Source organism: uncultured Neptuniibacter sp. (genome assembly GCF_947498015.1).
In the GTDB taxonomy this organism is placed as follows: domain Bacteria; phylum Pseudomonadota; class Gammaproteobacteria; order Pseudomonadales; family Balneatricaceae; genus Neptuniibacter.
In genome coordinates this window covers 154,856-176,515 of the sequence record NZ_CANMIR010000006.1, presented here as the reverse complement: position 1 = coordinate 176,515, position 21,660 = coordinate 154,856, and the positions used below count along the sequence as shown (strand labels likewise).

Genomic DNA, 21,660 nt, shown 5'->3' with positions numbered 1-21,660 from the left:
ACAGATGAAGCTGGTAGTCATAAGTGGTCGTTCAGGTTCGGGAAAGAGCACCGCCCTACAGGCCCTTGAAGATATCGGCTTCTATTGCATAGACAACTTACCTGCCCTGCTCCTTCCCGATCTCGTCCAGCAGATGAGCAGTGAACCAAGCCACCCGGATCGTATCGCGGTGAGCATTGATGCACGAAACCTCTTAAGCAATCTGACCCAGTTTCCAAAAATTCTGGAGCAACTACGCCAGCAACGATGGGCTGAGTACGAAGTGATCTTTTTGGATTCTGCAGAAGCAACACTGATCAAACGCTATAGTTCTACACGGCGAAAACACCCTCTCTCTAATGAATGCAACAACCTGCAACAATCGATAAAGTCAGAATCCAAGCTGCTTGAGCCGATCGCCAGTCTGGCGGACATCCGCATAGACACGACTCGGCTATCGATCTATGAACTGCGTGATACAGTCAAACTTAGGGTGGCACAACGAAAAGAACAGGCCCTGTCCGTACAGTTTGAGTCCTTTGGTTTCAAGCACGGTGTACCGCTTGACGTTGATATTGTTTACGATGTCAGAGTTTTACCCAATCCTCATTGGATACCTGAACTCAGGCAATATACGGGCCTTGAACAACCGGTCCAGCAGTTCCTGCTACAACAGGCTGAAGTGTCTGAGATGATCACGGATATCCAGGTGTTTCTTGAAAGATGGCTACCCCGGTTTGCAGACAATAACCGCAGTTACATTACAATCGGCATTGGTTGTACAGGTGGTCAGCATCGCTCAGTGTTTATCTGCGAAACTCTGGCTAGTTATTTCGCTCAACATATGGATAATGTTCACGTCCGCCATCGAGAACTAAGCTGAGGGATCATGCAGGAAAAAGACCTTCTTATTATTAACAAACTGGGCTTGCACGCACGTGCCGCGGCTAAACTCATCGGAGTCACCTCGCGATTTTCAGCTGATATCACCCTGATCAAAGAGGGTCGTGAAGTGGACGGTAAGAGTATTATGTCGGTGATGATGCTCGCAGCCAGCAAAGGCACCACTCTGACGGTTAAAACACAGGGCAGTGATGAGGATAAAGCAATTCTGGCCATCGAAGAGCTGATCAACAATCGTTTCGATGAGGATGAGTAAATAATATAAACATATCATTAGGTTATCCCTCCTCTAAACAATCCGCTATAATCAGCCTGTCAGGGCTTTTACCCGGCTCCCTCGATCATCTCTGAAAGATCATTAGCGACGGCATTATGGCGCACACAGAAACAAAATCTCAGCTAGATAGGCTTAGCGAAGCCCTCGATAGCGGTGAATTTCGCCAGATACGTTTTACCCTGAACCACACCCTGCGCCCCACCGAAGTTGCCCGCTTAATAGAGAAATCACCTCCTAAAGAGCGTCAGATTTTATGGAATCTGATCTCCCAGGAACTTGAACCAGAGGTTGTCCAGCACCTTTCAGATGATATTCAGGCTGACATTTTGAGCCGAATGAATTCAGAAGAGGTACTGGCACTGACTGAATCGCTCGATTCAGATGACATGGTCGACATCCTTCAACAGCTCCCTAACCGGATCATGAAGGAAACACTCAGGATCATGGATAAACAGAACCGCAGCAGAGTAGAACAGCTACTCTCTTATCCAGAGGATACTGCGGGCGGCCTGATGAACACTGACACAACAACCATTCGGCCAGATATCACTGTTGAGACAACCTTGCGTTATATTCGTCGGCACGATGAAATTCCCGAAATGACAGACAGTCTGATCATCGTCAGCCGTAAAGACTCCTATATTGGCTTACTACCCCTGACCAAACTTCTAGTGTCGGATCCTGCCATTACTATCCGCGAGATCATGAACACGGATATTAAGCCGATTAATGCCAACCTTCCTGATGATCAGGTAGCGGCACTTTTTGAAGAACACGATCTGGTTTCAGCACCTGTCGTTGATGATGATGGTCGACTTCTTGGCCGTATAACCATCGACGATGTGGTGGATGTTATCCGTGAAGATGCTGACCACTCCCTGATGAGCATGGCCGGCCTGGATGAAGATGAAGACACCTTTGCTCCTGTGATGAAAACCACCCGACGCCGAGCGGTCTGGTTAGGTATCAATCTGCTGACAGCATTTATCGCCTCAGCAGTCATAGGCCTCTTTGAGGATACTATCGATAAAGTCGTTGCCCTGGCAGTACTGATGCCAATCGTTGCTTCAATGGGGGGCATCGCAGGGTCACAAACCTTGACACTAGTCATCCGAGGTCAAGCCCTCGGGCACGTAGAACGCTCTAACGCAGGCTGGCTGTTAAACCGAGAGATCATCGTTGGTGCCCTCAACGGCCTACTATGGGCCCTTGTCATCGCTGTGGTCGCCACAATCTGGTTCAATGACATCAATATCGGCATTATCATTGCGCTGGCTATCGTGATCAATCTGATAGCCGGAGCCATTGCAGGTACACTCCTGCCGATCACACTTAAATCTATGGGTATCGATCCAGCGCTTGCAGGTAGTGTACTCTTAACCACTATTACCGATGTGGTAGGCTTCTTTGCATTTCTTGGCCTTGCCACTATTTTTTATGCTTGAGATAAACCATGAGCGAATTTGACGATTTTAATAAAAGCCCCATCGATGACACAGAAGAGGAGTGGCTGAGTAAAACCGATGTAAAACGCCAGATGCATGCGCTTCAGGAGCTGGGAGCTCGCCTGACTAAGCTCAACAAAGAACAACTGGAAAAGCTTGATCTGAGTGATCGTCTACGCAGCGCTGTAGATGAATTTCATCGTATAAAATCCAACGGCGCACAGAAACGTCACATCCAGTTTATCGGCAAAATAATACGAACTGAGGATGCGGAGCAAATTGAACACAGCCTGGGTTTATTTGAAGCTGGTCATCAGGCTCATACCCAGATCTTTCACAAGCTTGAGAGGTGGCGTGACCGCCTGATCACTGACGGCAACAGCGCTCTACAAGAGTATATTGATGAACACCCTGAAGCCGATGTTCAGCACCTTCGTCAGTTGATCAGAAATGCGCAGAAAGAAGCGAAGCTTGAGAAACCACCGGCATCCGCACGCAAGCTGTTTAAGTACCTACGCGAAATTGCCAATATCTAAAGTTTGGCCGCCAACCTGTGCTGCATAACAGGCATCGCCTTACGTCTCTTATGCAGTGATTCCAGATCAATATCCGCAACAATGATACCTGGCCCTGATTCCACCCGCTCTGCGATCACCTCTCCCCAGGGAGATATAATCATCGAATGCCCCCAGCTCGATCGGGTTGCAGAGTGCTGCCCCCCCTGATTAGCGGCCAAGACATAACATTGGGTTTCAATCGCTCTTGCACGCAACAAGACCTCCCAGTGAGCTTCACCGGTCACTGCGGTAAATGCAGATGGCACTGTCAGAATCTCAGCCCCTCTCTCCCTCAGCGCCTGATACTGCTCTGGAAAGCGCAGATCATAGCAGATAGATAATCCCAAGGTTCCTGCAGGACTATCAACCACAGTCAATCCACTCCCATGCTGAATAAAATCAGATTCCCTATACGCCGCATGCTGATCGTCGACATCAACATCAAACAGGTGGATCTTGTCATAGCGAGCACAGCGCTGACCCGATTCATCATAAACTAGACTGCTGGCATAAACTCTCTGCCTACCCCCAATCTGTTCATCTTCTGTCACTAACAAAGGGACACTACCCGCGATAACCCAAAGCTTATTCCTGGATGCCAGCCCAGACAATGTTCGCTCTATCAGTGAACTGCGCTCCTCACTTGCAGCCAGTCTAATTAATGCCTTTGAATCCAGCATGGCAAAATTCTCTGGAAGCAGTAATAGCTCTGCTCCTTCTGACTTGGCCTGCTCTACTAGCAGAGCAGCCTGCTCCAGATTGCTTTCAAGGTTTTCTCCCGACAGCATCTGCGCAACTGCAACCTTTGCCATCTCCTCTCTCCGGTTGAATCCGCTATTGAAGTGATTGATTGTGATTTTTCAGGTCGACCTCTGGATCACTCCAGTCACCTGACATGTGGTATTTGACCGTCGTAAATTTCTCGAGCGGGTCTCCTATCAACTTATCGAACAGGAATACAGCACCTGCTACCTGCGGTGCTCCCAACAGGACACTGACAAGAGGGATATTTCCTGTCACAGGTAGCGCCACCTCAATATCCTTATCAACGGTTTCCCGAACCAGATCCAAACTACCTTGCATAGCAAGATTTGCGGAGGGGCCGGTCATAATAAAAGGTTCCGCCGTAGTCGCTATCCCTTTTTGGATTTTGTAGTTCGCTTTCATCTCATCGAAAGCAACACCACTTTTAAACAGGTCTGAAAAATCAAGTCGTAGACGTCTACCCAAAGACTGCAAATTGAGAATGCCAAAGACCCTTAAGAAGTTACCCGAGTTGCCCACATCCAACAGGCGCCCCTTACCTGCTGTAAATTGCAGTTCGCCATCAGCATTGGCAAGCTCAAACTCCCAGGGCGCACCACCCCAGGAAAGTTGCAGATAGGAGTGAAGGCTTTTGGTCTCCAGACTCTCCTCAAATCCCCAGAGGGAAAGCACTTTGCCAAAGTCCTCACTATCTAACTTGATAGTCAGATCGGAAACCTCCTGATCTGTTTTCTCCCAGCGCAACTCCCCTCTGACATCTGCGCTCTCTATCTTGCCACGGATATCATTGATTGAAGCTCCATTTTCAGTTGGCCTCAGATTAAACGCCCACTCTCCCATCTGCTTTGAATACAGTCGTAAATCATCGACCTGGAGATCAAGCATCGGTAGTGATTCGGGTTTGATATCCGCAGTAATAAATGGTTCCTCAGTATCTGAAGTCTCATCGCCATCAGTAATCACAAGATACTTAAGTGCAGCCTTGTAAGGCTTGCTTGCACTCTCAGGCAACCACAACTTCCCAGCAACCTCTGGACTAGTAAGGTTCAACATCCACCCTTCAGGCTGCGGTTTCAAACGCACATTGAGATCCGACAGCGCAATATCATTGAAGTCAAATCGCCCTATAGAAAGGTTGACTTCACGCAGTAGCGAATCTGCATCCTGATCCTTCGAACGTTGCGGTGACCCTACTGAGTCGTTAAACCCAGCAGCAGACAAAAATTGCTCTAAATCTGCATAATTGAGCGCAGGGATCATTCCATCCAATATGATGCCTGGCTCAGTCGGTCGGTCGGGCCTATCCCCTCCCAAAGTAAATCGAGCAGCCTCCAGCGCATCACCTCTATTGATCATGATGCCACGCAGTTGATTCGCAAGATTCAGACGAACTTCGGTCTGCCCTCTACCGTTTCTGCCCAAGTCACTCATGATCGTCAGGGACCTGGTCTGAGAGGCGGTCTTTGCCAACGGAGCAGGTGCCGATAATTCCACCCCCCTCAGAGTGCTTTTAACGACCAGTTGGTTACACACTTTTCCAGGACACATCTGTAGTTGAGCGTTATAGTGGATCTTACCTTTCGCCACTTTAAGAAGATCCAGTGCAAGCCACTCTCTTAAAAGATCGGCCTCAATGGCTCCATCGATCAAAATCTGAGTTTTTTTCCGCTTTGTGGAGATAGCCGCACTTACCGGCTGCGCAAACAGCCTTGCAGTAATTTTGTCCGATTCAAGTCCGTGATCACTTCGATAACGTATCTTACCGTTCATCTGAGTAAAATCGATCCGTTCCGAAGGAGAGTGAAAACGCCCATCTTTTAGTACCGTCTGCACATCAACCATCGGCAGCTCCCCCCCTTTAAGAGGCAAATTGATATCAACAGTCGTGTTTGCTCTACCGGCCATCTCCCAAGCCGCTAAATCATCACCAACCTCCTGCTTAAGTGGACTCTTAAGTAGAAAGCTCTCAATATCCTGCGCGCCACCTTCAACACTACCTGCAATGAGTAATTTATCCATCGCTTGCGGCAGATGTACCCAGGCGTTTTGAATAGTTGAATCGAAAATCTGTCCACCCTCTGCTTCGGCAACCAATTCACCGTTACGGAAAAAAACAAAGGTTTCAGCATGTTCGATAGCTGGCCAACCAGGCTGGTACTCGAAGGTGGCATCAGATACATCAAAAAACATCTGAACAGCTGGTAATTGATAATCGTCAAGCCTAGATCGTGTCACCCCGTTCAGAATAAAACCGGCACGTTTGATCCGCCCCTGCTTTATTGCGTCAACAAGCCATTGATAGGTTTTAACACCTACCTCTTTAGGGGGAATATAATACTTAGCCTGTAACCCATCGCTCTGCTGCATCCCGATCTGCAGGTTCAAAAGTGGTTGCTCGTTCTGACTGAAAGGAAGATAGATACTAAAACGTCCAGATGCAGAAAGGTGTTCATTGCTAAGATTCAACAACTGGGAGGCAACAACCACGCCCTCCTCTTCAAAACGCCACCCGATAACCCCTTCAGCTCCCTGATACTGCCACTGATAATCAAAAAGAGTGGGGTAATGCATCGAGAATTTCTGGCTATTTAAGTGGATCTGCCCCCCCTTCATATCCGCTTTCAGCAAGCCATTAATGCCTTTAAGTTCAGGAACATCATCCCATGCATTGATGCCAACCGTATTGAGATCTGCCAGTATATGGAAATCATTTAGTTCACTCCCACCCCAGGTAACAAGCAGGTTTTCAACCCGTCCTTCAGGAGAGAGCGTTTTTAATACAGATTGTACTTCAGCGGAGATGACACCCTGTTTCCCAATCCAGGCAGCCACCTTCTCCAACTCAAGACTATCGACCATCAATTTCTGAGGTACGATCTTGTACCCTTCCCGTTTCAGGTCCAGACTAATTTTGGGTAGATTTAATGCTGAGTGCTCTGCATCGAGCATCAGGTCATTGAACTGTAACTGATAACCTTCGTTACGACGGATCAGTGAAGTTTGCAGTGTAAACTGATCAAATTGATACGCTTTATATTTGAAATCTGATACTGCTGTCCGCCCAGTCATATAGATCAACTTCCCACGGTGGGACTGACCCCAAACCTCCTGTTCGGCCTTTATACTTTCCAACTCAATATCAGCCAGTGCCAGCCAAGGGGAGACAATCTGCTGATCCAACCCCTGCACCTTCAGATAAAAATCGGTTTTCTCCTTTGAGGGGTCTCCTTCCACCTCTGCTACAAACGCGATCTCTGCTTGCCCTGTTGATGTTTTCAACTCGGCGTTAGCCTTCAGCTGGTGCAGGAGCCCATCATGTTCAAGGCTAAGGTGAATAGGTGAGAGCGATACCTCTTCTCCCCCACTTCCTTCCACAACCAGCTGGGCATTATCAAAATTGATAGAGGACTGCTTCAGAATGAAAGCCAGCAGGCCTGACCCAGCACTGCTAACTTGATGTTTAGCTTGTTTATCCGAGCGGTTTTTCTCTGCAGAATCACCACCCGACAATAAAGAATACCTAAGCGTCAGGCCGTCCAAATCAAGCCGGGAAAAAACAGGAGACAACATACGGGCTGAAGCGATCGGATCTAGCGCAACCTCACCTTGCATTAGCGCCAAAGACAGTTCTGGACGGCCTTCAACAGCATCAATGGCCAGCCCCCTGATCTCAACAACCGGAGCCCATCCCTCCCATTCACTGCGAATTCCTGCAAGATGCACATTTGCAGAGAGCTGCTCAGACAGAAACGTCTCGATACGCCCCCGATGCTGCTCCAGATCCTGGATAGTGAATTTTATTACCAGCAGGAGTGCTGCCAGAATTGCTCCGACAACTGCGAGTCCCCAATATAGGAACCAAAAAAAAGAGTGAGCGTGTCGCTTCACAAATAATTCCTTCTAACGCAGAACAACATCAAAACTTTCTGCGTTATAGATAGGCTCTACCTGAAAACGAATCGTTTTCCCGATAAACGCTTCCAGTTCAGCCACATGATTTGAGGCATCATCAAGCAGATAATCCACCACTGGCTGTGCAGCCAAAACTAGGTAACTATCCGTATCATAAGCTCGATGCTGTCTTAATATTTCCCTGAAAATCTCATAACAGACTGTTTCTGGAGTTTTAATCGAACCCCGGCCCTGACACTCACTACAGACATCACAGAGCACCTGTTCCAGACTCTCACGGGTACGTTTGCGAGTCATCTCAACAAGGCCCAGATCAGAAACACCTGTCACCTTACATTTAGCATGATCTCTTTCAAGCACCCTTTCCAGGGTACGTAGCACCTGACGCTGATGATCCGGATCTTCCATATCGATAAAATCAATAATGATAATTCCACCCAGATTACGTAATCTGAGTTGCCGACCTATCGCCGTAGCAGCTTCAAGGTTGGTCTTAAATATGGTTTCTTCCAGATTACGGTGACCGACAAAAGCCCCCGTATTGACATCCACAGTGGTCATCGCTTCAGTTTGATCAAAGATCAAATATCCACCAGACTTAAGCTCCACCTTACGTCCCAGAGCCTTCTGAATCTCCTCCTCGACATTAAAGAGATCGAAGATCGGTCGTTCACCTGGATAGTACTCCAGTGTATCAGCAACCTCCGGCACCAGCGCCTGAACAAACGCTTCTGCTTTCTGGAATGTTTCTCGTGAATCGATCCGAATACGCTCCAAACCAGTATGCGCCATATCACGCAGGGCTCGCATATTCAGGGGCAGATCTTCATAAATTACACTGGGTGCTTTTGCAGAGGAGATCTTCTCTTTTATCGACGCCCATAAACGCCTCAAGAACTGGATATCTGCTTTAAGCTCTGCTTCTGCCGCGCCTTCTGCAACCGTACGCAGAATGAATCCCGCAGGATCGCCCTCATCGTTTTCAATCATAGACTGGATAATTGAACGTAGACGATCTCGCTCTTCAACATCCTCGATGCGCTGGGAGACCCCAATATGACGATTACCCGGCATACAGACAAGGTATCGGGAGGGAAGCGAGAGGTGAGTGGTTAGACGTGCCCCTTTTGTTCCAATCGGATCTTTTGTCACCTGAACAAGTAGGGACTGCCCTTCACGCAAGACCTGTACAATCGAGGTATTATTCTTCTCCTCATGGCTTGCGCCTTGAGGTAATACCTCTTCCACATGGATAAAAGCAGCACGTTCAAGGCCGATATCAACGAACGCTGCCTGCATCCCCGGCAACACCCTGACAACCTTCCCCTGATAAATATTACCAACAATTCCCCGACGATGGACGCGCTCAACATACACCTCTTGCGGCATCCCATTTTCGATAACCGCAACCCGCGTTTCCATTGGTGTAAAGTTGATCAGTATCTCTTCACCCATGACCTATCCCTTATCCTGTTCAGACTGCCAGACTGGTACGTCCACCTGTTTTAACATCGCTGCAGTTTCCGCTAAAGGAAGCCCTACTACTGCAGAATAGCTACCCTTAATCTCTTCGACAAATATGGCGCCATAACCCTGAATACCATATGAGCCTGCTTTATCAGCCGGCTCCCCGGTACACCAGTACGCAAGACACTCCTCTCGCGTTAACGATTTAAAACGAACATCCGTTTCGACCACAACCGACTGCGTTTGTTCAGCAGTCACAACGGCCACAGCGGTTATCACTTGATGGGTTCGACCTGACAGACTCAGCAGTGTACGGATCGCATCCTCCTGATCCTCAGGTTTTCCCATGATCACTCCATCAACGACCACGGTCGTATCCGCCCCCAACACAACACTTTCCTCGGATCCTAATTTGAAACAGCACCGTGCTTTCTCAATGGCTAAACGCTCTACATAAGTGCTCGCAGCCTCTCCAGCAAGCGGAACTTCACAAATATCCACAGGGGACACTTGGCATTGAACACCGATCTGTTCAAGCAGTGCTTTACGTCGCGGTGATGCAGAAGCCAGTATCAGATTCACAGATGCTCCTAGCGGATGCGGAAAAAGCGACGAATGCCGCGTAAGATCACAAAGAGCCAAGGCCACAACAACCCGCTCATCAGACACGGTAACAGAAAGATCAGACTCTCTCCGGTATATCCTGTAAATGCCTGCATCCAATGAAAGAGCAACTGATTGATACCCACTAAAACCATCACCATCAGCGCTTGCTGTACCAAAGGAAACATACGCAAACGTTGATGCAGAACCAGAGTCAGGAAGGCGATAATAGTCAGAGAAAGTGCATTTAGACCCAGAACACTTCCTTTAATCACATCCAATAGCAGGCCGAGAAAAAAAGCGACACCCATTCCTACACGGTGCGGCAATGCCATGACCCAATAGATCAGGATCATGGCGACCCATTCCGGACGCGCCCATTCAAAAAGGTGGGGCATCGGGATCTGACTTAGCATCAGACCTACAAGAAAGGTGGCTAAAATAATAAAGCCGCCCCCACCTGGAGCGGCTACATCATGGCTATTCACTCTTGCTCCTCCTCGGGAGGATCGGAAGGGCGAGCGGGCAGATTCACCAGTAGCAGATGCCTGGATTTATTCAGCATCGCTGTCGGCTTAATTTTCACTTTAGAGAAGCTCTGACCTGGGTCACGGATCACTTCCGAGACAGTGGCCACAGGATAGCCTCGGGGGAAACGGCCACCCAGTCCTGAGGTTACGATCAGATCACCCTCATCAATATCTGCGGTATCCGGTACATGATCCAGTTCTAACTCGCCTAACTGCCCCTTACCTAATGCGATACTGCGGAAACCACTCCGATTGACCTCAACCGGTAAAGCGTGCCGGGCATCAGTAATCAACATCACACGACTGGTATAGTGCGAAATCTCAGTAACCTGCCCCATGACTCCACCGGCATCCAGAATCGGCTGCCCCATTGTGACCTGATTTTCACTACCCTGATTGATAATAACCTGATGCTGAAATGGATCGGGATTGACCCCTATCAACTCTACAAGCACCACCTCTTCATCAACGCGTTGACTGCCTTTCAACAAGCTTCTTAGACGGCCGTTCTCCTGTCGCAGAGCATCATTTTGCTGAACTTTACGCTCAAGCTGCAATGCTTCCGCTTTTAGTTTGGCATTCTCTTTCAATAATAAACTACGATCGACAACGACCTCAGAAACCTCCCCAGCAACACGACTAGGAACATCCACAATCCACTGCAAAGGGGTCAGAATAAGTGACAGATAGGCACGCCCATCACGCACTTTGGCCGAATACAGATCCGCAGCCATTAACGCAAAGGCGAGTAGTAATAGAAAGAAAAAAAATCGGCCGGAAGAACGGCCCAGGAAGATAGTTTTAATAGGCCACCCCCTGAAACAGGAGGTGACACATCATACTTAAAGATTTAGAGATAACTGATGACATAGTTTAGTCATGGCTTACCAGCTCAAAACCATTTTTATCCAGAAGCTCCAGAGCTCGGCCGCCTCCGCGCGCCACACAGGTCAGCGGATCTTCAGCCACTATTACAGGCAGACCCGTCTCTTCACTGATAAGACGATCAATATTACGTAACAAGGCACCACCACCTGTCAAAACGATTCCACGCTCTGCAATATCGGATGCCAACTCTGGTGGGCACTGCTCCAGGGCACTTTTAACAGACTGCACAATGGCAGACAGCGGTTCCTGAAGCGCTTCCAGAATCTCGTTACTGTTCAGAGTAAAGCTACGAGGAATACCTTCAGCCAGATTGCGACCACGTACATCGATCTCATGCATTTCTGACGAAGGGTAAGCGGTGCCGATCTCCTGTTTGATGCGCTCGGCAGTCGAGTCGCCAATCAGGCTGCCATAATTCCGGCGCACATAGGTCACAATATACTCATCAAAACGGTCTCCGCCGATGCGAACCGAATCCGCATAAACAATACCATTCAGAGAGATCACTGCGATCTCGGTGGTCCCACCACCAATATCTACAACCATTGAACCACTAGCTTCATCAACAGGAAGCCCTGCGCCGATTGCAGCAGCCATAGGTTCATCGATCAGATAAACCTCACGCGCGCCTGCACCCATAGCAGATTCTTTGATCGCACGACGCTCCACCTGTGTAGATTTACAAGGTACACAGACAAGTACGCGTGGGCTGGGAGTAAGGAAGTTAGTGTCATGAACTTTGCTGATAAAGTACTGCAACATTTTTTCTGTCACATGAAAATCAGCAATGACTCCATCTTTCATCGGGCGGATCGCTGTAATAGATCCAGGTGTACGACCTAGCATACGCTTGGCATCAACACCGACAGCAGCGACGGATTTCTGGTTACCCGTTTGTCGAATCGCGACAACAGAGGGTTCATCCAGAACAATATCCTTATCGCGGACATAGATCAGAGTGTTTGCAGTGCCCAGGTCAATGGACAGATCGCTGGAAAAAAGACCACGAATTTTCTTGAGCATGTACAGGGAGTCCTAAGAAATCTGCAGGTATAGCCGCTATATCCTGAAAACACGTAACTCTAACAACGGCAAGACTTTTGAGCAAGGTGAAAATAGTAAAACCCTCTAAAAACACGGGCTAAATTTCCTTCATGAAGCAGTGGGGTTATGGTAACGTACGTCTCTTGGTTTTTTCCCCTTTTCGCTTTCTCTGAAAGCCATCTCAAAAAGTGAGAGTAAATTATGTCTCTGGATCGCTCTGATGTGGACAAAATCGCCCATCTGGCGCGCCTTCAAATTGAAGAACAGGACGCTCCTGAATACGCGCAAAATCTGTCAAACATTCTGGAACTGGTCGACCAGATGCAAGCCGTAGACACTACTGATGTAGCACCTATGGCCCACCCTCTGGATGCCGTTCAACGCCTTCGTAGTGATAACGTCACGGAGGAGAATCAACGCGAACAACTACAATCCGTTGCTCCGGCCGTTGAAAACGGGCTCTTCCTGGTTCCCAAAGTTATTGAATGATCCCGCCCATCCAGACGGAAATGATTAAAGGAAAAAGATTCCATGTTTGACAAAACACTAGCCGAGCTGGCACAGGGCCTTAAGCAAGGCGAATTCAGCAGCGTCGAGCTCACTCAGGCCTATCTGGCCCGCATCAAGTCAGAAGATGACAAGTACAACAGCTTCATCACTGTGACCGAAGAGCAAGCACTGACACAGGCCCAAGCTGCCGACGAAGCGATCGCAGCAGGCACTTCAGGTGCCTTTACCGGCCTGCCGATGGCCCATAAAGATATTTTCTGCACCGAAGGGGTTCGAACAAGCTGCGCATCACGTATGCTGGACAACTTTATATCCCCTTATAACGCTACTGTCGTAAACAAATTTAATGCCGCTGGCGCTGTCATGCTGGGTAAAACCAATATGGATGAGTTTGCGATGGGCTCATCCAATGAAAGCAGCTTCTACGGCCCCTCAAAAAATCCCTGGAATACCGATTGTGTTCCCGGAGGCTCTTCGGGTGGTTCTGCAGCTGCAGTTGCAGCCCAGTTAACACCGGCAGCTACGGGGACAGATACTGGCGGCTCGATCCGCCAACCGGCCGCGTTATGTGGCATTACAGGTCTTAAACCCACCTATGGTCGCGTATCACGGTTTGGCATGATCGCATTTGCATCCTCGCTTGATCAGGGTGGACCGATGACAAAGTCAGCTGAAGACGCTGCGATGATGCTGAATGTGATGGCAGGGTTCGACAAACACGACTCAACCTCTGTTGACCGTGAAGTACCCGATTACACAGCCGACCTGAATAAGCCACTCGATGGTCTTAAGATCGGCCTGCCTAAAGAGTTCTTTATGGATGACCTTGATGCTGATATTGCAGCACAAACACAGGCCGCCATTAAAGAGTTCGAAAAACTGGGCGCCACAGTAAAAGAGGTCAGCCTACCCAATACAGCGCTATCGATTCCGGCTTATTACATCATCGCTCCGGCTGAAGCATCTTCTAACCTTTCACGCTTCGATGGGGTTCGTTACGGATATCGCTGCGAAAGCCCTGTTGATCTTGAAGATCTTTATAAACGCAGCCGTGGTGAAGGTTTTGGCCCTGAAGTAAAACGCCGCATTATGATCGGCGCATATGCACTATCCGAAGGCTTCTATGATGCTTACTACAACAAAGCACAGCAGATTCGACGCCTGATTCGTGACGATTTTGCCAAAGTCTTGAGCGAAGTCGATGTTATTATGGGACCTACCACTCCACACCCAGCCTTTAAGATCGGTGAAAAATCCTCAGACCCTGTCGCCATGTACATGGAAGATATCTTTACTATCTCCCTGAACCTGGCAGGCCTTCCCGGTATGTCTGTCCCTTGCGGCACTGTCAATGGTTTACCCACAGGCCTGCAAATTATTGGCGACTACTTTGCCGAACAGAAGCTATTGAACGTTGCCCACCAATTCCAGCTGGCAACTGATTGGCATACACAGTCACCACAAGGTATCTGAGAGGTTTATAAATCATGGAATGGGAAGCGGTAATCGGGCTTGAAATTCACGCCCAGCTAGCGACAAAATCCAAAATCTTTTCCGGTGCCAGTACAGAATTTGGTGCCGAACCCAACACCCAGGCTTGCGCAGTTGACCTTGCCCTACCTGGCACACTTCCAGTGTTCAATGAAGAAGCACTGAGAATGGCGGTTAAATTCGGTCTGGCTGTCGATGCTGAAATCGGCCGCAGATCTGTTTTTGACCGCAAAAACTATTTCTACCCTGATCTGCCCAAAGGCTATCAGACCAGCCAGCTCTTCCATCCGATTGTCGGTGTGGGTCATATTGATATCACACTGGAAGATGGCACAGAGAAACGAATAGGCGTCACTCGCGCCCACTTAGAGGAAGATGCAGGCAAATCTATTCATGACGCATTTCCAAGCATGACAGGTATAGACCTGAACCGTGCGGGCACACCTCTGCTCGAGATCGTCTCTGAACCTGATATGCGTAGCGCTGAAGAAGCTGTAGCTTACGTCCGTAAGATTCACTCTATCGTCACCAGCCTTGGCATCTGTGATGGAAATATGGCTGAAGGCTCGTTCCGTTGCGACTGTAACGTTTCGGTTCGCCCAAAAGGTCAGGAAGAGTTCGGCACCCGTACCGAGACAAAGAACATCAACTCGTTCCGCTTTATTGAAAAAGCGATTGTGGGCGAGATAGAGCGCCAGATCGACCTGATCGAAGATGGCGGTCGCGTAGAACAGGCAACCCGACTCTACGACGCTGACAAGAACGAAACCCGTTCCATGCGCTCCAAAGAAGAAGCCAATGACTACCGTTACTTCCCCTGTCCGGACCTACTGCCTATCGAGATCGATGACAGCTACATTGAAGCGGTCCGTGAGACACTTCCGGAGCTACCCGATGCGCGTAAAGCTCGCTTCTTAGCCGATTATAAGCTGAGCGACTACGATGCGATGGTACTGTCCGGTGATCGCACCATGGCAGAATATTTTGAAACCGTGGCCAAAGCAGCTAACGACGCAAAACTGGCTGCAAACTGGGCCATGGGTGAGCTCTCCAAAATGCTCAATCAGAATGATATACAGATCCAGTCAAGCCCTGTATCTGCAGAACAGCTCGGCAGCCTTCTGGAACGCATTAAAGACAATACGATCTCTGGCAAGATTGCCAAGCAGGTATTTGAAGTGATGTGGAATGAAGGCGGCAGCGCTGATGAGATCATTGAAGCCAAAGGCCTTAAGCAGGTTACGGATAGCGGTGCCATAGAAAAGATTGTTGATGATGTTATCAGCAACAATACACCTCAGGTTGATCAGTACGTGAATGCTGAGCCAGAGAAACGTGGCAAAATGATCGGTTTCTTTATGGGGCAGGTCATGAAAGCCTCTCAGGGCAAGGCCAACCCAGGTCAGGTACAGGGAATCCTGAAACAGAAACTGGACGCTCTGGCCGACTGAGCTTAAGCTGATTTTACAAAAAAGCCGCAGTTTTTAAGCTGCGGCTTTTTTATTTCCTCTTACAAACTCACGAGTCTCGAGGGCTCTTCCGTTTTAACTTTTTCAAAGCTGACCAGATAATACAGTCCCAGATGCGTTTTAACCGGTTCGATGGGCAACGAGATCACATTAACCTTCCCCGCCTCGCCCTGTAATCGCAGCTCCATATCCCCTGCCCACAATTGCCCCTGGCGAACAGACCCCAGCAACAGATCATTCTCTTCAGGCTTACCCACACCCGCGAGAAAATCCTTCAATTGAACCCCTTCCATATCCGGAAGATTAAATCCGGTTGCACGAACAAAGGCGGGGTTAACATACTCAATCTCAGATAAGCCGGTTAACAGCATCATCGGATTACAGCTGTTCTCAACCAGTGAAAACAGCTTGGCTCCACCATGACGGTTCTGATACTGGTAGGTTGTATCGGTGAAATAAGCAAAGACCCGGTCTTCCTCTTCGATCTGATAGGATTTTATGATCATATCCACTCTAGACCAAACGCCTTTCTTAGATTTCAGACTGAACTGCATCTCAAACGGGTCTGAACCTTTTCTCGACAAACGATTCAATCGGGTTTTAACATCCGCTCGCTTATCCGGTGAGATCCTCTCCAATAACCATTCGGGGAAGTTTTTAATCCCCTGAATCTCTTCATCCGGATAATCTACAATCTCGGGAAATGCTGAGGAGTAGTAACAGAGATGGCCACTATCGAACGACCACTCGCAACAAGCCCCACCCAGAACACCAATCGCCGTTTTAAAACGTTGTAACTCCAAGTTTTTAAACAGTTCAGATTCAATATCATCAGCACTGGTTGCACACTGCAACTTAATAACCAGATCACCCTCAAATAACTGGGTACTCATTACCACAATCTGAGGTCGCAGGGTTCCATCAGCTGTCTGGAATACCCAGCGGTACGAAAAGTCGCCACTCTCCTTCAACCGTCTGCGCCAATCCTTAATCAGCTCCTTACTCTCCCCTTCGGATTGTGTTGCTGCTGAAAACTGCTCGACAGGTGCACCAAGAAGCCCCTCCTGGCTCTCTACACGCAGGAATTCAACGGCTGCAGCATTACACGCAACAACCTTTCCCAGTCGGCACAGTAGCACCGGTAGTTGTGACTGCATATCCAGACGATCAGCCGCTTTAAGTTTCTCCTCAACCTGACTTTTAGCTTTATCAAGTTCACTGAGTTCACCCTGAAGAGATGCCTGCAATTCTGTTTTTTCTGAGGCTGTCTTTTCCAACCCTTTTGTCACTCTGGCGATACCTAGTACGGCCAAGATAAGGACAACCACAAGGATTGAGATACTTGCGATATCGGGTAACAGCTCCTGCTGAGAAACGCTAACCCAAAATTTTGAGACCGCCAGTAAACATGATAGAAGCGCCGCTATACCCAACAGGAGAAATCCTCCCGAAGCGGCATGCCCGCTATATTTCCCCCAGTTTTTAATCAGCAGCACGGCAAAAAGCAAACTGCTGAAGGCCACAGCAATACTCAAGAGATCCATCCTTTACCCCTTCTATTCTCTTGTGGAATCGAACAAACAGCCTGTTGAAAGTGACAACTTAGAACAGGTCGGCATGATTATTAAAGATATCATACCTCTCTAAAGCTTAATCTCGATAGAGGTAATAGACCAGATCAGGAATTTCAGACAAAAAAACAGGGGCCCGAAGGCCCCTGTGTTCTTAAGCGGGAAAATGCTTAAAGAAGACTAATCGGGTAATCCAGAATCAAACGCACATCATTGATACGCGGAATAGAGTTACCATCCACATGTGCAACACGCAGCTGCACACTCAGATCTTTTGCCTTACCACTCTGAACGGTGTATTTGGCATCAAAGTTGGTCTCGCGACGTTTACCATTGGTCATTGTGCCAGTATCGATATCCCACGCCTGTGTATGACGCGCCATCAGGTGCAGACCGGGGAAGGAAGGCACATCGTAGTCCACACGGAACTGAAGTGCCTGAATATCATCCGCATTGAAGTCCAGCAACTGCACAGCACCGTAGGTGAAGTACTGAGTATCGTCCTGACCACCCCACTGCAGGTCATATCCATCACTACCGCCTACCGTTTGGTAGTTAACGGTGTAAGCCCAATCACCCTTGGCAAAACGTGCTGTCAGGCTGGTCAGATTACTGTCGTAATCGCTGCCATAAATTGCGCCATCATCTTTACCGCGCATATGGATAGCATCCAACATGACATCATACTCAGCCAGCTTGGTTGGGTAGGTCAGGTTGAAGAAAGATTGCTTCAGGTAATCATCTGCAACGGCATATTGAACCTGTGCGCTCAGACCGTTAGCAAATTTGTAGGAACCACCGATAGATGAGATATCGTAATCTTCACCGTTGGCAGTGTAATCAGAGAAATCCTGGCTGTTATTACGGGAAGCTTCATCTGAATAGAATGCATACAGATCCAGATTATCCAGTGCAATATCAGCATAAACAGCCTGAGTACTTGGCGCAGAAAGACGGGACTGCAGATCATTCAGCAGCGGCGTCATCATAACCATACGGCCTGCACGGATGTTCACGTTCTCCACAGGCTTGAACTTAACGTACAGATTTTCAAGCGCTGTATAACCATCACCCTCTTCGTTCAACACATCGGAAGAGCGGATAGTTTTATCATCCAAGAGCTCAACAACCTTAGTTACAGTTGCATCAAAGCCAACAACACCACCGTAGTATGGGGATTCAATGTTCAACTTGAACGCCTGACCTGCAGCGTGCGTATCATTCAAACCCTGATCAAAATCACGGTTCATGTAAAAGGTACGCAGATTAAGATCTACTTTATAACCATCCTGAGCTTCAGCAGCTACGATAGAGCCACTTGCAACAGTACCCAAAGCCAGCGCAGCAACGCTTAGTTTTTTCTGAAACATAATTAATGTCACAAACCTGAATTATTATTAGCGAAGTCGCCTATTCTAGGTAATCACCATCAGTCTTTTGTTCCGTTTTTTTGGGCTTTTCAGGTTATTAATCTACGAAAAGAAACAGATCCAGAACAATCAATCAAAAATAACCTATCTGTTCACTTTACTGCTATTTTCAATCAACTTTACCTTCAATACCTGATCTAAAGTGTTGAACCTCTTCAGGTGCTAGCGGTAACACTCAGATAGTCTATTCTGGATATAACAGAATTATGGGAGGGATTAGCATGAACCCAACCGAAAACCTGCTGGTATCCTGCCCTTACTGCATGGCTGAGAACAGACTTGATATCGACACCTCATCCGACCTGAATCAGGAGTTCATTCAGGATTGCTCACTCTGCTGCCACCCAATCGAGATCTGCGTCTATGAAGCCAGTGGATCAATTGCAGTGGATTTAAAACGAGAAACAGACTGACACCCGCACATGACTCTGAGATCTCTTTTTTCACGCTTCGCCACCCAACTCCCCCCCGCTGAGCTGATCTGGATTGGGATCAGACCTGCTCGCAAAGCTGAGCTCATTAGCCTGAAATCGGTAAACGCCTGCTCAGGAAGAGGATTGGAAGGCGATCACCGCTGTATGAAAACAGCCGGATCCGCACGACAGGTCACGTTAATCTCTGAGGAGTTTATCGATCAGATCGCTCTCTATGCTCGGAAAGATAAGATCTCACCCGCACTGCTACGAAGAAACCTCGTCATCAGAGGGCTCAACCTCAATGCACTCAGATACCAACAGTTCCAGATCGGTGATGCGATATTCGAAGCCTCCGCGTTATGCCACCCCTGCTCCAGAATGGATCAGGTTTTAGGCGAAGGCGGTGCAGCTGCGATGTTAGGTTTCGGTGGTTTATGCTGCAAAGTTATTCAAAGCGGTGAGATCCATATCGGCGATCAACTACAACTGTTATACAAATCGTAAACTCTGATTTAAGCTGTCACTCTCATCACCTCTGGTAACCGGTCACCCTATGTTTTCATTCTTTGAAAAGCAAGTTCACGCTTTTCCACCTGAACAACCAGCTACTCCACCACGGGGTCTGTATGCTTTCTGCCGTCACTACACCCGCGGATCTGAAAAACCGCTCCTCATTATGTCGCTGCTGACCGCAACGATCGCAATTCTTGAGGTGACGCTGTTTGGGTTTATGGGGCAGTTAGTCGACTGGTTAGCCGATAAAGATCCTGCCACCTTTCTTCAGGAGGAGTCACGCTCCCTGCTCTTGATGAGCCTGATACCGCTTGCGGCTCTTCCTCTTGCGGGGTTATTTCATTCATTGATTACTCACCAGGCTCTGTTAGGTAACTATCCGATGTCCATTCGGTGGCTGGCACACCGCTACCTTTTGCGTCAAAGCGTGACGTTTTATGCCAACGACTTTGCGGGAAGGATCTCAACCAAAGTGATGCAGACCGCACTCTCGGTACGCGAATCGGTGATGAAGCTATTGGACGTGATGATGTTTGTCGTCATCTACTTTTTTGCCATGCTGGCGCTTGTCGCACAATCAGACTGGCGTCTGACCCTGCCGATGGGTGTATGGCTGATCTTTTATATTGCTATCCAGCTCTATTTTGTCCCCCGCCTCAAGCAAGTTTCCACTGAGCAGGCGGAAGCCCGCGCGATGATGACAGGCCGTGTAGTGGACTCCTACTCAAATATCGAAACAGTCAAACTGTTCTCCCACACCGACCGGGAAGCCGAGTACGCTAAAGAGGGTATGGACGCATTCATGGCTACCGTTTACCGCCAGATGCGCCTGGCCACTGGACTCAATATCTGCGTCCAGAGCATTAATCACCTCCTCTCATTCTCTGTCGCCGCTCTATCCATCTGGTTGTGGTTACACCAGTCAATCACTGTGGGCGCCATCGCTATCGCCATCGCACTTGCGCTCAGACTGAACGGTATGGCGCACTGGATTATGTGGGAGATCAGTGCTCTGTTTGAAAATATCGGTACCGTTGCTGATGGAATGGAAACCCTGTCAAAACCACTACAGATTGAAGATTCACAAGACGCAAAACATCTGGATGTCACTCAGGGTCAGATCACTTTCGATCAGGTTGGATTCCACTATGGCGAAAGTAAACGGGTGATCGAGTCGCTCTCCCTGACAATTCAACCCGGCGAAAAAGTAGGTTTGGTCGGCCGCTCGGGTGCGGGGAAATCAACAGTCGTCAATCTACTACTACGCTTTTTTGATGTCGAAAGCGGCTCGATACGGATTGATCATCAGGATCTGCGTGATGTCACACAGGATTCACTGCGCGCTCAGATAGGCATGGTGACTCAGGATACGTCCTTACTTCACCGCTCAGTGCGGGAAAACCTGCTCTACGGCCATCCTCAAGCCACCGAAGAGGAGATGGTTTCCGCAGCCAAGAAAGCAGAAGCTCATGAGTTTATTCTCTCCCTGACCGACCCTCAGGGCAGGAGTGGCTATGATGCCCATGTCGGTGAACGCGGTGTTAAGCTCTCAGGCGGGCAACGCCAACGTATCGCAATTGCCCGTGTACTGTTAAAAGATGCGCCCATTCTGGTACTGGATGAAGCCACCTCCGCTCTGGACTCTGAAGTAGAAGCCGCGATTCAGGCCAGTTTATATAAATTGATGAAGGGTAAAACCGTTATCGCTATCGCCCACCGGCTCTCAACGATTGCAGCGCTAGACCGATTGATCGTGATCGATCAGGGTGAGATTGTTGAACAGGGTAACCATCACCAACTGATTCAACAAAATGGTATTTACGCACAGCTTTGGGCTCATCAAAGCGGTGGATTTCTCGGTGATGAGTAAAGGACCGTACCAACGGCTAA

Annotated in this window: 19 protein-coding genes; 10 read left to right on the top strand and 9 right to left on the bottom strand. The window is 48.6% G+C overall.

What is annotated here, in order from left to right; genetic code table 11:
- Positions 1 to 4 precede the first annotated feature (4 nt).
- The 4 genes from rapZ to yjgA all read left to right on the top strand — a co-directional run bounded on the left by rapZ (position 5) and on the right by yjgA (position 3,140).
- Entirely contained in the window at positions 5 to 862 is an 858-nt protein-coding gene (gene rapZ / locus Q0882_RS09890) for an RNase adapter RapZ (RefSeq protein ID WP_299180905.1), read from the top strand.
- A gap of 6 nt (positions 863 to 868) precedes the next feature.
- Positions 869 to 1,138 (top strand): HPr family phosphocarrier protein, encoded by a 270-nt coding sequence (locus tag Q0882_RS09885; RefSeq protein ID WP_299180904.1) that lies wholly within the window; start codon positions 869 to 871, stop codon positions 1,136 to 1,138.
- A 116-nt stretch (positions 1,139 to 1,254) separates the two neighbouring features.
- Positions 1,255 to 2,604, top strand: a complete 1,350-nt coding sequence (mgtE, locus tag Q0882_RS09880; RefSeq protein WP_299180902.1) for a magnesium transporter — start codon at positions 1,255 to 1,257, stop codon at positions 2,602 to 2,604.
- 8 nt (positions 2,605 to 2,612) lie between these two features.
- Entirely contained in the window at positions 2,613 to 3,140 is a 528-nt protein-coding gene (yjgA, locus tag Q0882_RS09875; RefSeq protein ID WP_299180901.1) for a ribosome biogenesis factor YjgA, read from the top strand.
- On the opposite strand, the gene Q0882_RS09870 is transcribed toward yjgA, so the two are convergent.
- The 7 genes from Q0882_RS09870 to Q0882_RS09840 all read right to left on the bottom strand — a co-directional run bounded on the left by Q0882_RS09870 (position 3,137) and on the right by Q0882_RS09840 (position 12,349).
- Positions 3,137 to 3,973 (bottom strand): carbon-nitrogen hydrolase family protein, encoded by an 837-nt coding sequence (locus Q0882_RS09870; protein ID WP_299180898.1) that lies wholly within the window; start codon positions 3,971 to 3,973, stop codon positions 3,137 to 3,139. The genes yjgA and Q0882_RS09870 overlap by 4 nt on opposite strands.
- Before the next feature lie 22 nt (positions 3,974 to 3,995).
- A complete protein-coding gene (locus tag Q0882_RS09865; RefSeq protein WP_299180896.1) occupies positions 3,996 to 7,814 on the bottom strand; it encodes a YhdP family protein in 3,819 nt (1,272 codons plus the stop codon).
- A gap of 12 nt (positions 7,815 to 7,826) precedes the next feature.
- Positions 7,827 to 9,293 (bottom strand): ribonuclease G, encoded by a 1,467-nt coding sequence (rng, locus tag Q0882_RS09860; protein WP_299180894.1) that lies wholly within the window; start codon positions 9,291 to 9,293, stop codon positions 7,827 to 7,829.
- Between the two features lie 3 nt (positions 9,294 to 9,296).
- Entirely contained in the window at positions 9,297 to 9,887 is a 591-nt protein-coding gene (locus tag Q0882_RS09855) for a nucleoside triphosphate pyrophosphatase (protein WP_299180891.1), read from the bottom strand.
- Between the two features lie 8 nt (positions 9,888 to 9,895).
- Positions 9,896 to 10,396 carry a rod shape-determining protein MreD gene (gene mreD, locus Q0882_RS09850; RefSeq protein ID WP_299180888.1) on the bottom strand — a complete coding sequence of 167 codons (501 nt, stop codon included), beginning with the start codon at positions 10,394 to 10,396 and terminating at the stop codon, positions 9,896 to 9,898.
- Complete coding sequence (mreC, locus tag Q0882_RS09845) at positions 10,393 to 11,229, bottom strand: rod shape-determining protein MreC (RefSeq protein ID WP_299181091.1); 837 nt, start codon at positions 11,227 to 11,229, stop codon at positions 10,393 to 10,395. The genes mreD and mreC overlap by 4 nt, the downstream gene beginning before the upstream one ends.
- A gap of 82 nt (positions 11,230 to 11,311) precedes the next feature.
- A complete protein-coding gene (locus tag Q0882_RS09840) occupies positions 11,312 to 12,349 on the bottom strand; it encodes a rod shape-determining protein (RefSeq protein ID WP_299180886.1) in 1,038 nt (345 codons plus the stop codon).
- Between the two features lie 222 nt (positions 12,350 to 12,571).
- Between Q0882_RS09840 and gatC the strand changes: the two genes are divergently transcribed.
- The 3 genes from gatC to gatB are packed head-to-tail and all read left to right on the top strand — an operon-like array spanning position 12,572 to position 15,822.
- Complete coding sequence (gene gatC / locus Q0882_RS09835) at positions 12,572 to 12,859, top strand: Asp-tRNA(Asn)/Glu-tRNA(Gln) amidotransferase subunit GatC (RefSeq protein WP_299180883.1); 288 nt, start codon at positions 12,572 to 12,574, stop codon at positions 12,857 to 12,859.
- A gap of 42 nt (positions 12,860 to 12,901) precedes the next feature.
- Positions 12,902 to 14,353: an Asp-tRNA(Asn)/Glu-tRNA(Gln) amidotransferase subunit GatA gene (gene gatA, locus Q0882_RS09830; protein ID WP_299180880.1), complete on the top strand. Its 1,452-nt coding sequence runs from the start codon at positions 12,902 to 12,904 to the stop codon at positions 14,351 to 14,353.
- Positions 14,354 to 14,367: 14 nt separating this feature from the next.
- The gene (gatB, locus tag Q0882_RS09825) at positions 14,368 to 15,822 is read left to right on the top strand and encodes an Asp-tRNA(Asn)/Glu-tRNA(Gln) amidotransferase subunit GatB (protein WP_299180877.1); all 1,455 of its coding nucleotides are present in this window, start codon (positions 14,368 to 14,370) and stop codon (positions 15,820 to 15,822) included.
- Positions 15,823 to 15,881: 59 nt separating this feature from the next.
- On the opposite strand, the gene Q0882_RS09820 is transcribed toward gatB, so the two are convergent.
- Together Q0882_RS09820 and Q0882_RS09815 are read right to left on the bottom strand one after the other, a co-directional pair.
- Positions 15,882 to 17,384: a PAS domain-containing protein gene (locus Q0882_RS09820; RefSeq protein ID WP_299180875.1), complete on the bottom strand. Its 1,503-nt coding sequence runs from the start codon at positions 17,382 to 17,384 to the stop codon at positions 15,882 to 15,884.
- Positions 17,385 to 17,581: 197 nt separating this feature from the next.
- Positions 17,582 to 18,781: an OprD family outer membrane porin gene (locus Q0882_RS09815; protein WP_299180872.1), complete on the bottom strand. Its 1,200-nt coding sequence runs from the start codon at positions 18,779 to 18,781 to the stop codon at positions 17,582 to 17,584.
- A 281-nt stretch (positions 18,782 to 19,062) separates the two neighbouring features.
- Here Q0882_RS09815 and Q0882_RS09810 point away from each other — a divergent pair, with 281 nt between their 5' ends.
- From Q0882_RS09810 to Q0882_RS09800, 3 genes are read left to right on the top strand one after another with little or no spacing between them, the layout of a single operon-like run.
- Entirely contained in the window at positions 19,063 to 19,254 is a 192-nt protein-coding gene (locus Q0882_RS09810; protein WP_299180869.1) for a CPXCG motif-containing cysteine-rich protein, read from the top strand.
- A gap of 9 nt (positions 19,255 to 19,263) precedes the next feature.
- Positions 19,264 to 19,761, top strand: coding sequence for an MOSC domain-containing protein (locus Q0882_RS09805; RefSeq protein ID WP_299180868.1), 498 nt, complete (start codon positions 19,264 to 19,266; stop codon positions 19,759 to 19,761).
- Positions 19,762 to 19,810: 49 nt separating this feature from the next.
- Positions 19,811 to 21,640, top strand: coding sequence for an ABC transporter ATP-binding protein (locus Q0882_RS09800; RefSeq protein ID WP_299180865.1), 1,830 nt, complete (start codon positions 19,811 to 19,813; stop codon positions 21,638 to 21,640).
- Positions 21,641 to 21,660 lie beyond the last annotated feature (20 nt).

What these genes read in the sequence shown, in the direction of transcription:
- gatA (WP_299180880.1), top strand. Translation starts at nt 12,902, where the DNA reads ATGTTTGACAAAACACTAGCCGAGCTGGCACAGGGCCTTAAGCAAGGC.
- gatB (WP_299180877.1), top strand. Translation starts at nt 14,368, where the DNA reads ATGGAATGGGAAGCGGTAATCGGGCTTGAAATTCACGCCCAGCTAGCG.
- rapZ (WP_299180905.1), top strand. Translation starts at nt 5, where the DNA reads ATGAAGCTGGTAGTCATAAGTGGTCGTTCAGGTTCGGGAAAGAGCACC.
- Q0882_RS09815 (WP_299180872.1), bottom strand. Translation starts at nt 18,781, where the DNA reads ATGTTTCAGAAAAAACTAAGCGTTGCTGCGCTGGCTTTGGGTACTGTT.
- rng (WP_299180894.1), bottom strand. Translation starts at nt 9,293, where the DNA reads ATGGGTGAAGAGATACTGATCAACTTTACACCAATGGAAACGCGGGTT.
- Q0882_RS09870 (WP_299180898.1), bottom strand. Translation starts at nt 3,973, where the DNA reads ATGGCAAAGGTTGCAGTTGCGCAGATGCTGTCGGGAGAAAACCTTGAA.
- yjgA (WP_299180901.1), top strand. Translation starts at nt 2,613, where the DNA reads ATGAGCGAATTTGACGATTTTAATAAAAGCCCCATCGATGACACAGAA.
- Q0882_RS09810 (WP_299180869.1), top strand. Translation starts at nt 19,063, where the DNA reads ATGAACCCAACCGAAAACCTGCTGGTATCCTGCCCTTACTGCATGGCT.
- Q0882_RS09820 (WP_299180875.1), bottom strand. Translation starts at nt 17,384, where the DNA reads ATGGATCTCTTGAGTATTGCTGTGGCCTTCAGCAGTTTGCTTTTTGCC.
- Q0882_RS09885 (WP_299180904.1), top strand. Translation starts at nt 869, where the DNA reads ATGCAGGAAAAAGACCTTCTTATTATTAACAAACTGGGCTTGCACGCA.
- mgtE (WP_299180902.1), top strand. Translation starts at nt 1,255, where the DNA reads ATGGCGCACACAGAAACAAAATCTCAGCTAGATAGGCTTAGCGAAGCC.
- Q0882_RS09800 (WP_299180865.1), top strand. Translation starts at nt 19,811, where the DNA reads ATGTTTTCATTCTTTGAAAAGCAAGTTCACGCTTTTCCACCTGAACAA.
- gatC (WP_299180883.1), top strand. Translation starts at nt 12,572, where the DNA reads ATGTCTCTGGATCGCTCTGATGTGGACAAAATCGCCCATCTGGCGCGC.
- Q0882_RS09805 (WP_299180868.1), top strand. Translation starts at nt 19,264, where the DNA reads ATGACTCTGAGATCTCTTTTTTCACGCTTCGCCACCCAACTCCCCCCC.
- Q0882_RS09840 (WP_299180886.1), bottom strand. Translation starts at nt 12,349, where the DNA reads ATGCTCAAGAAAATTCGTGGTCTTTTTTCCAGCGATCTGTCCATTGAC.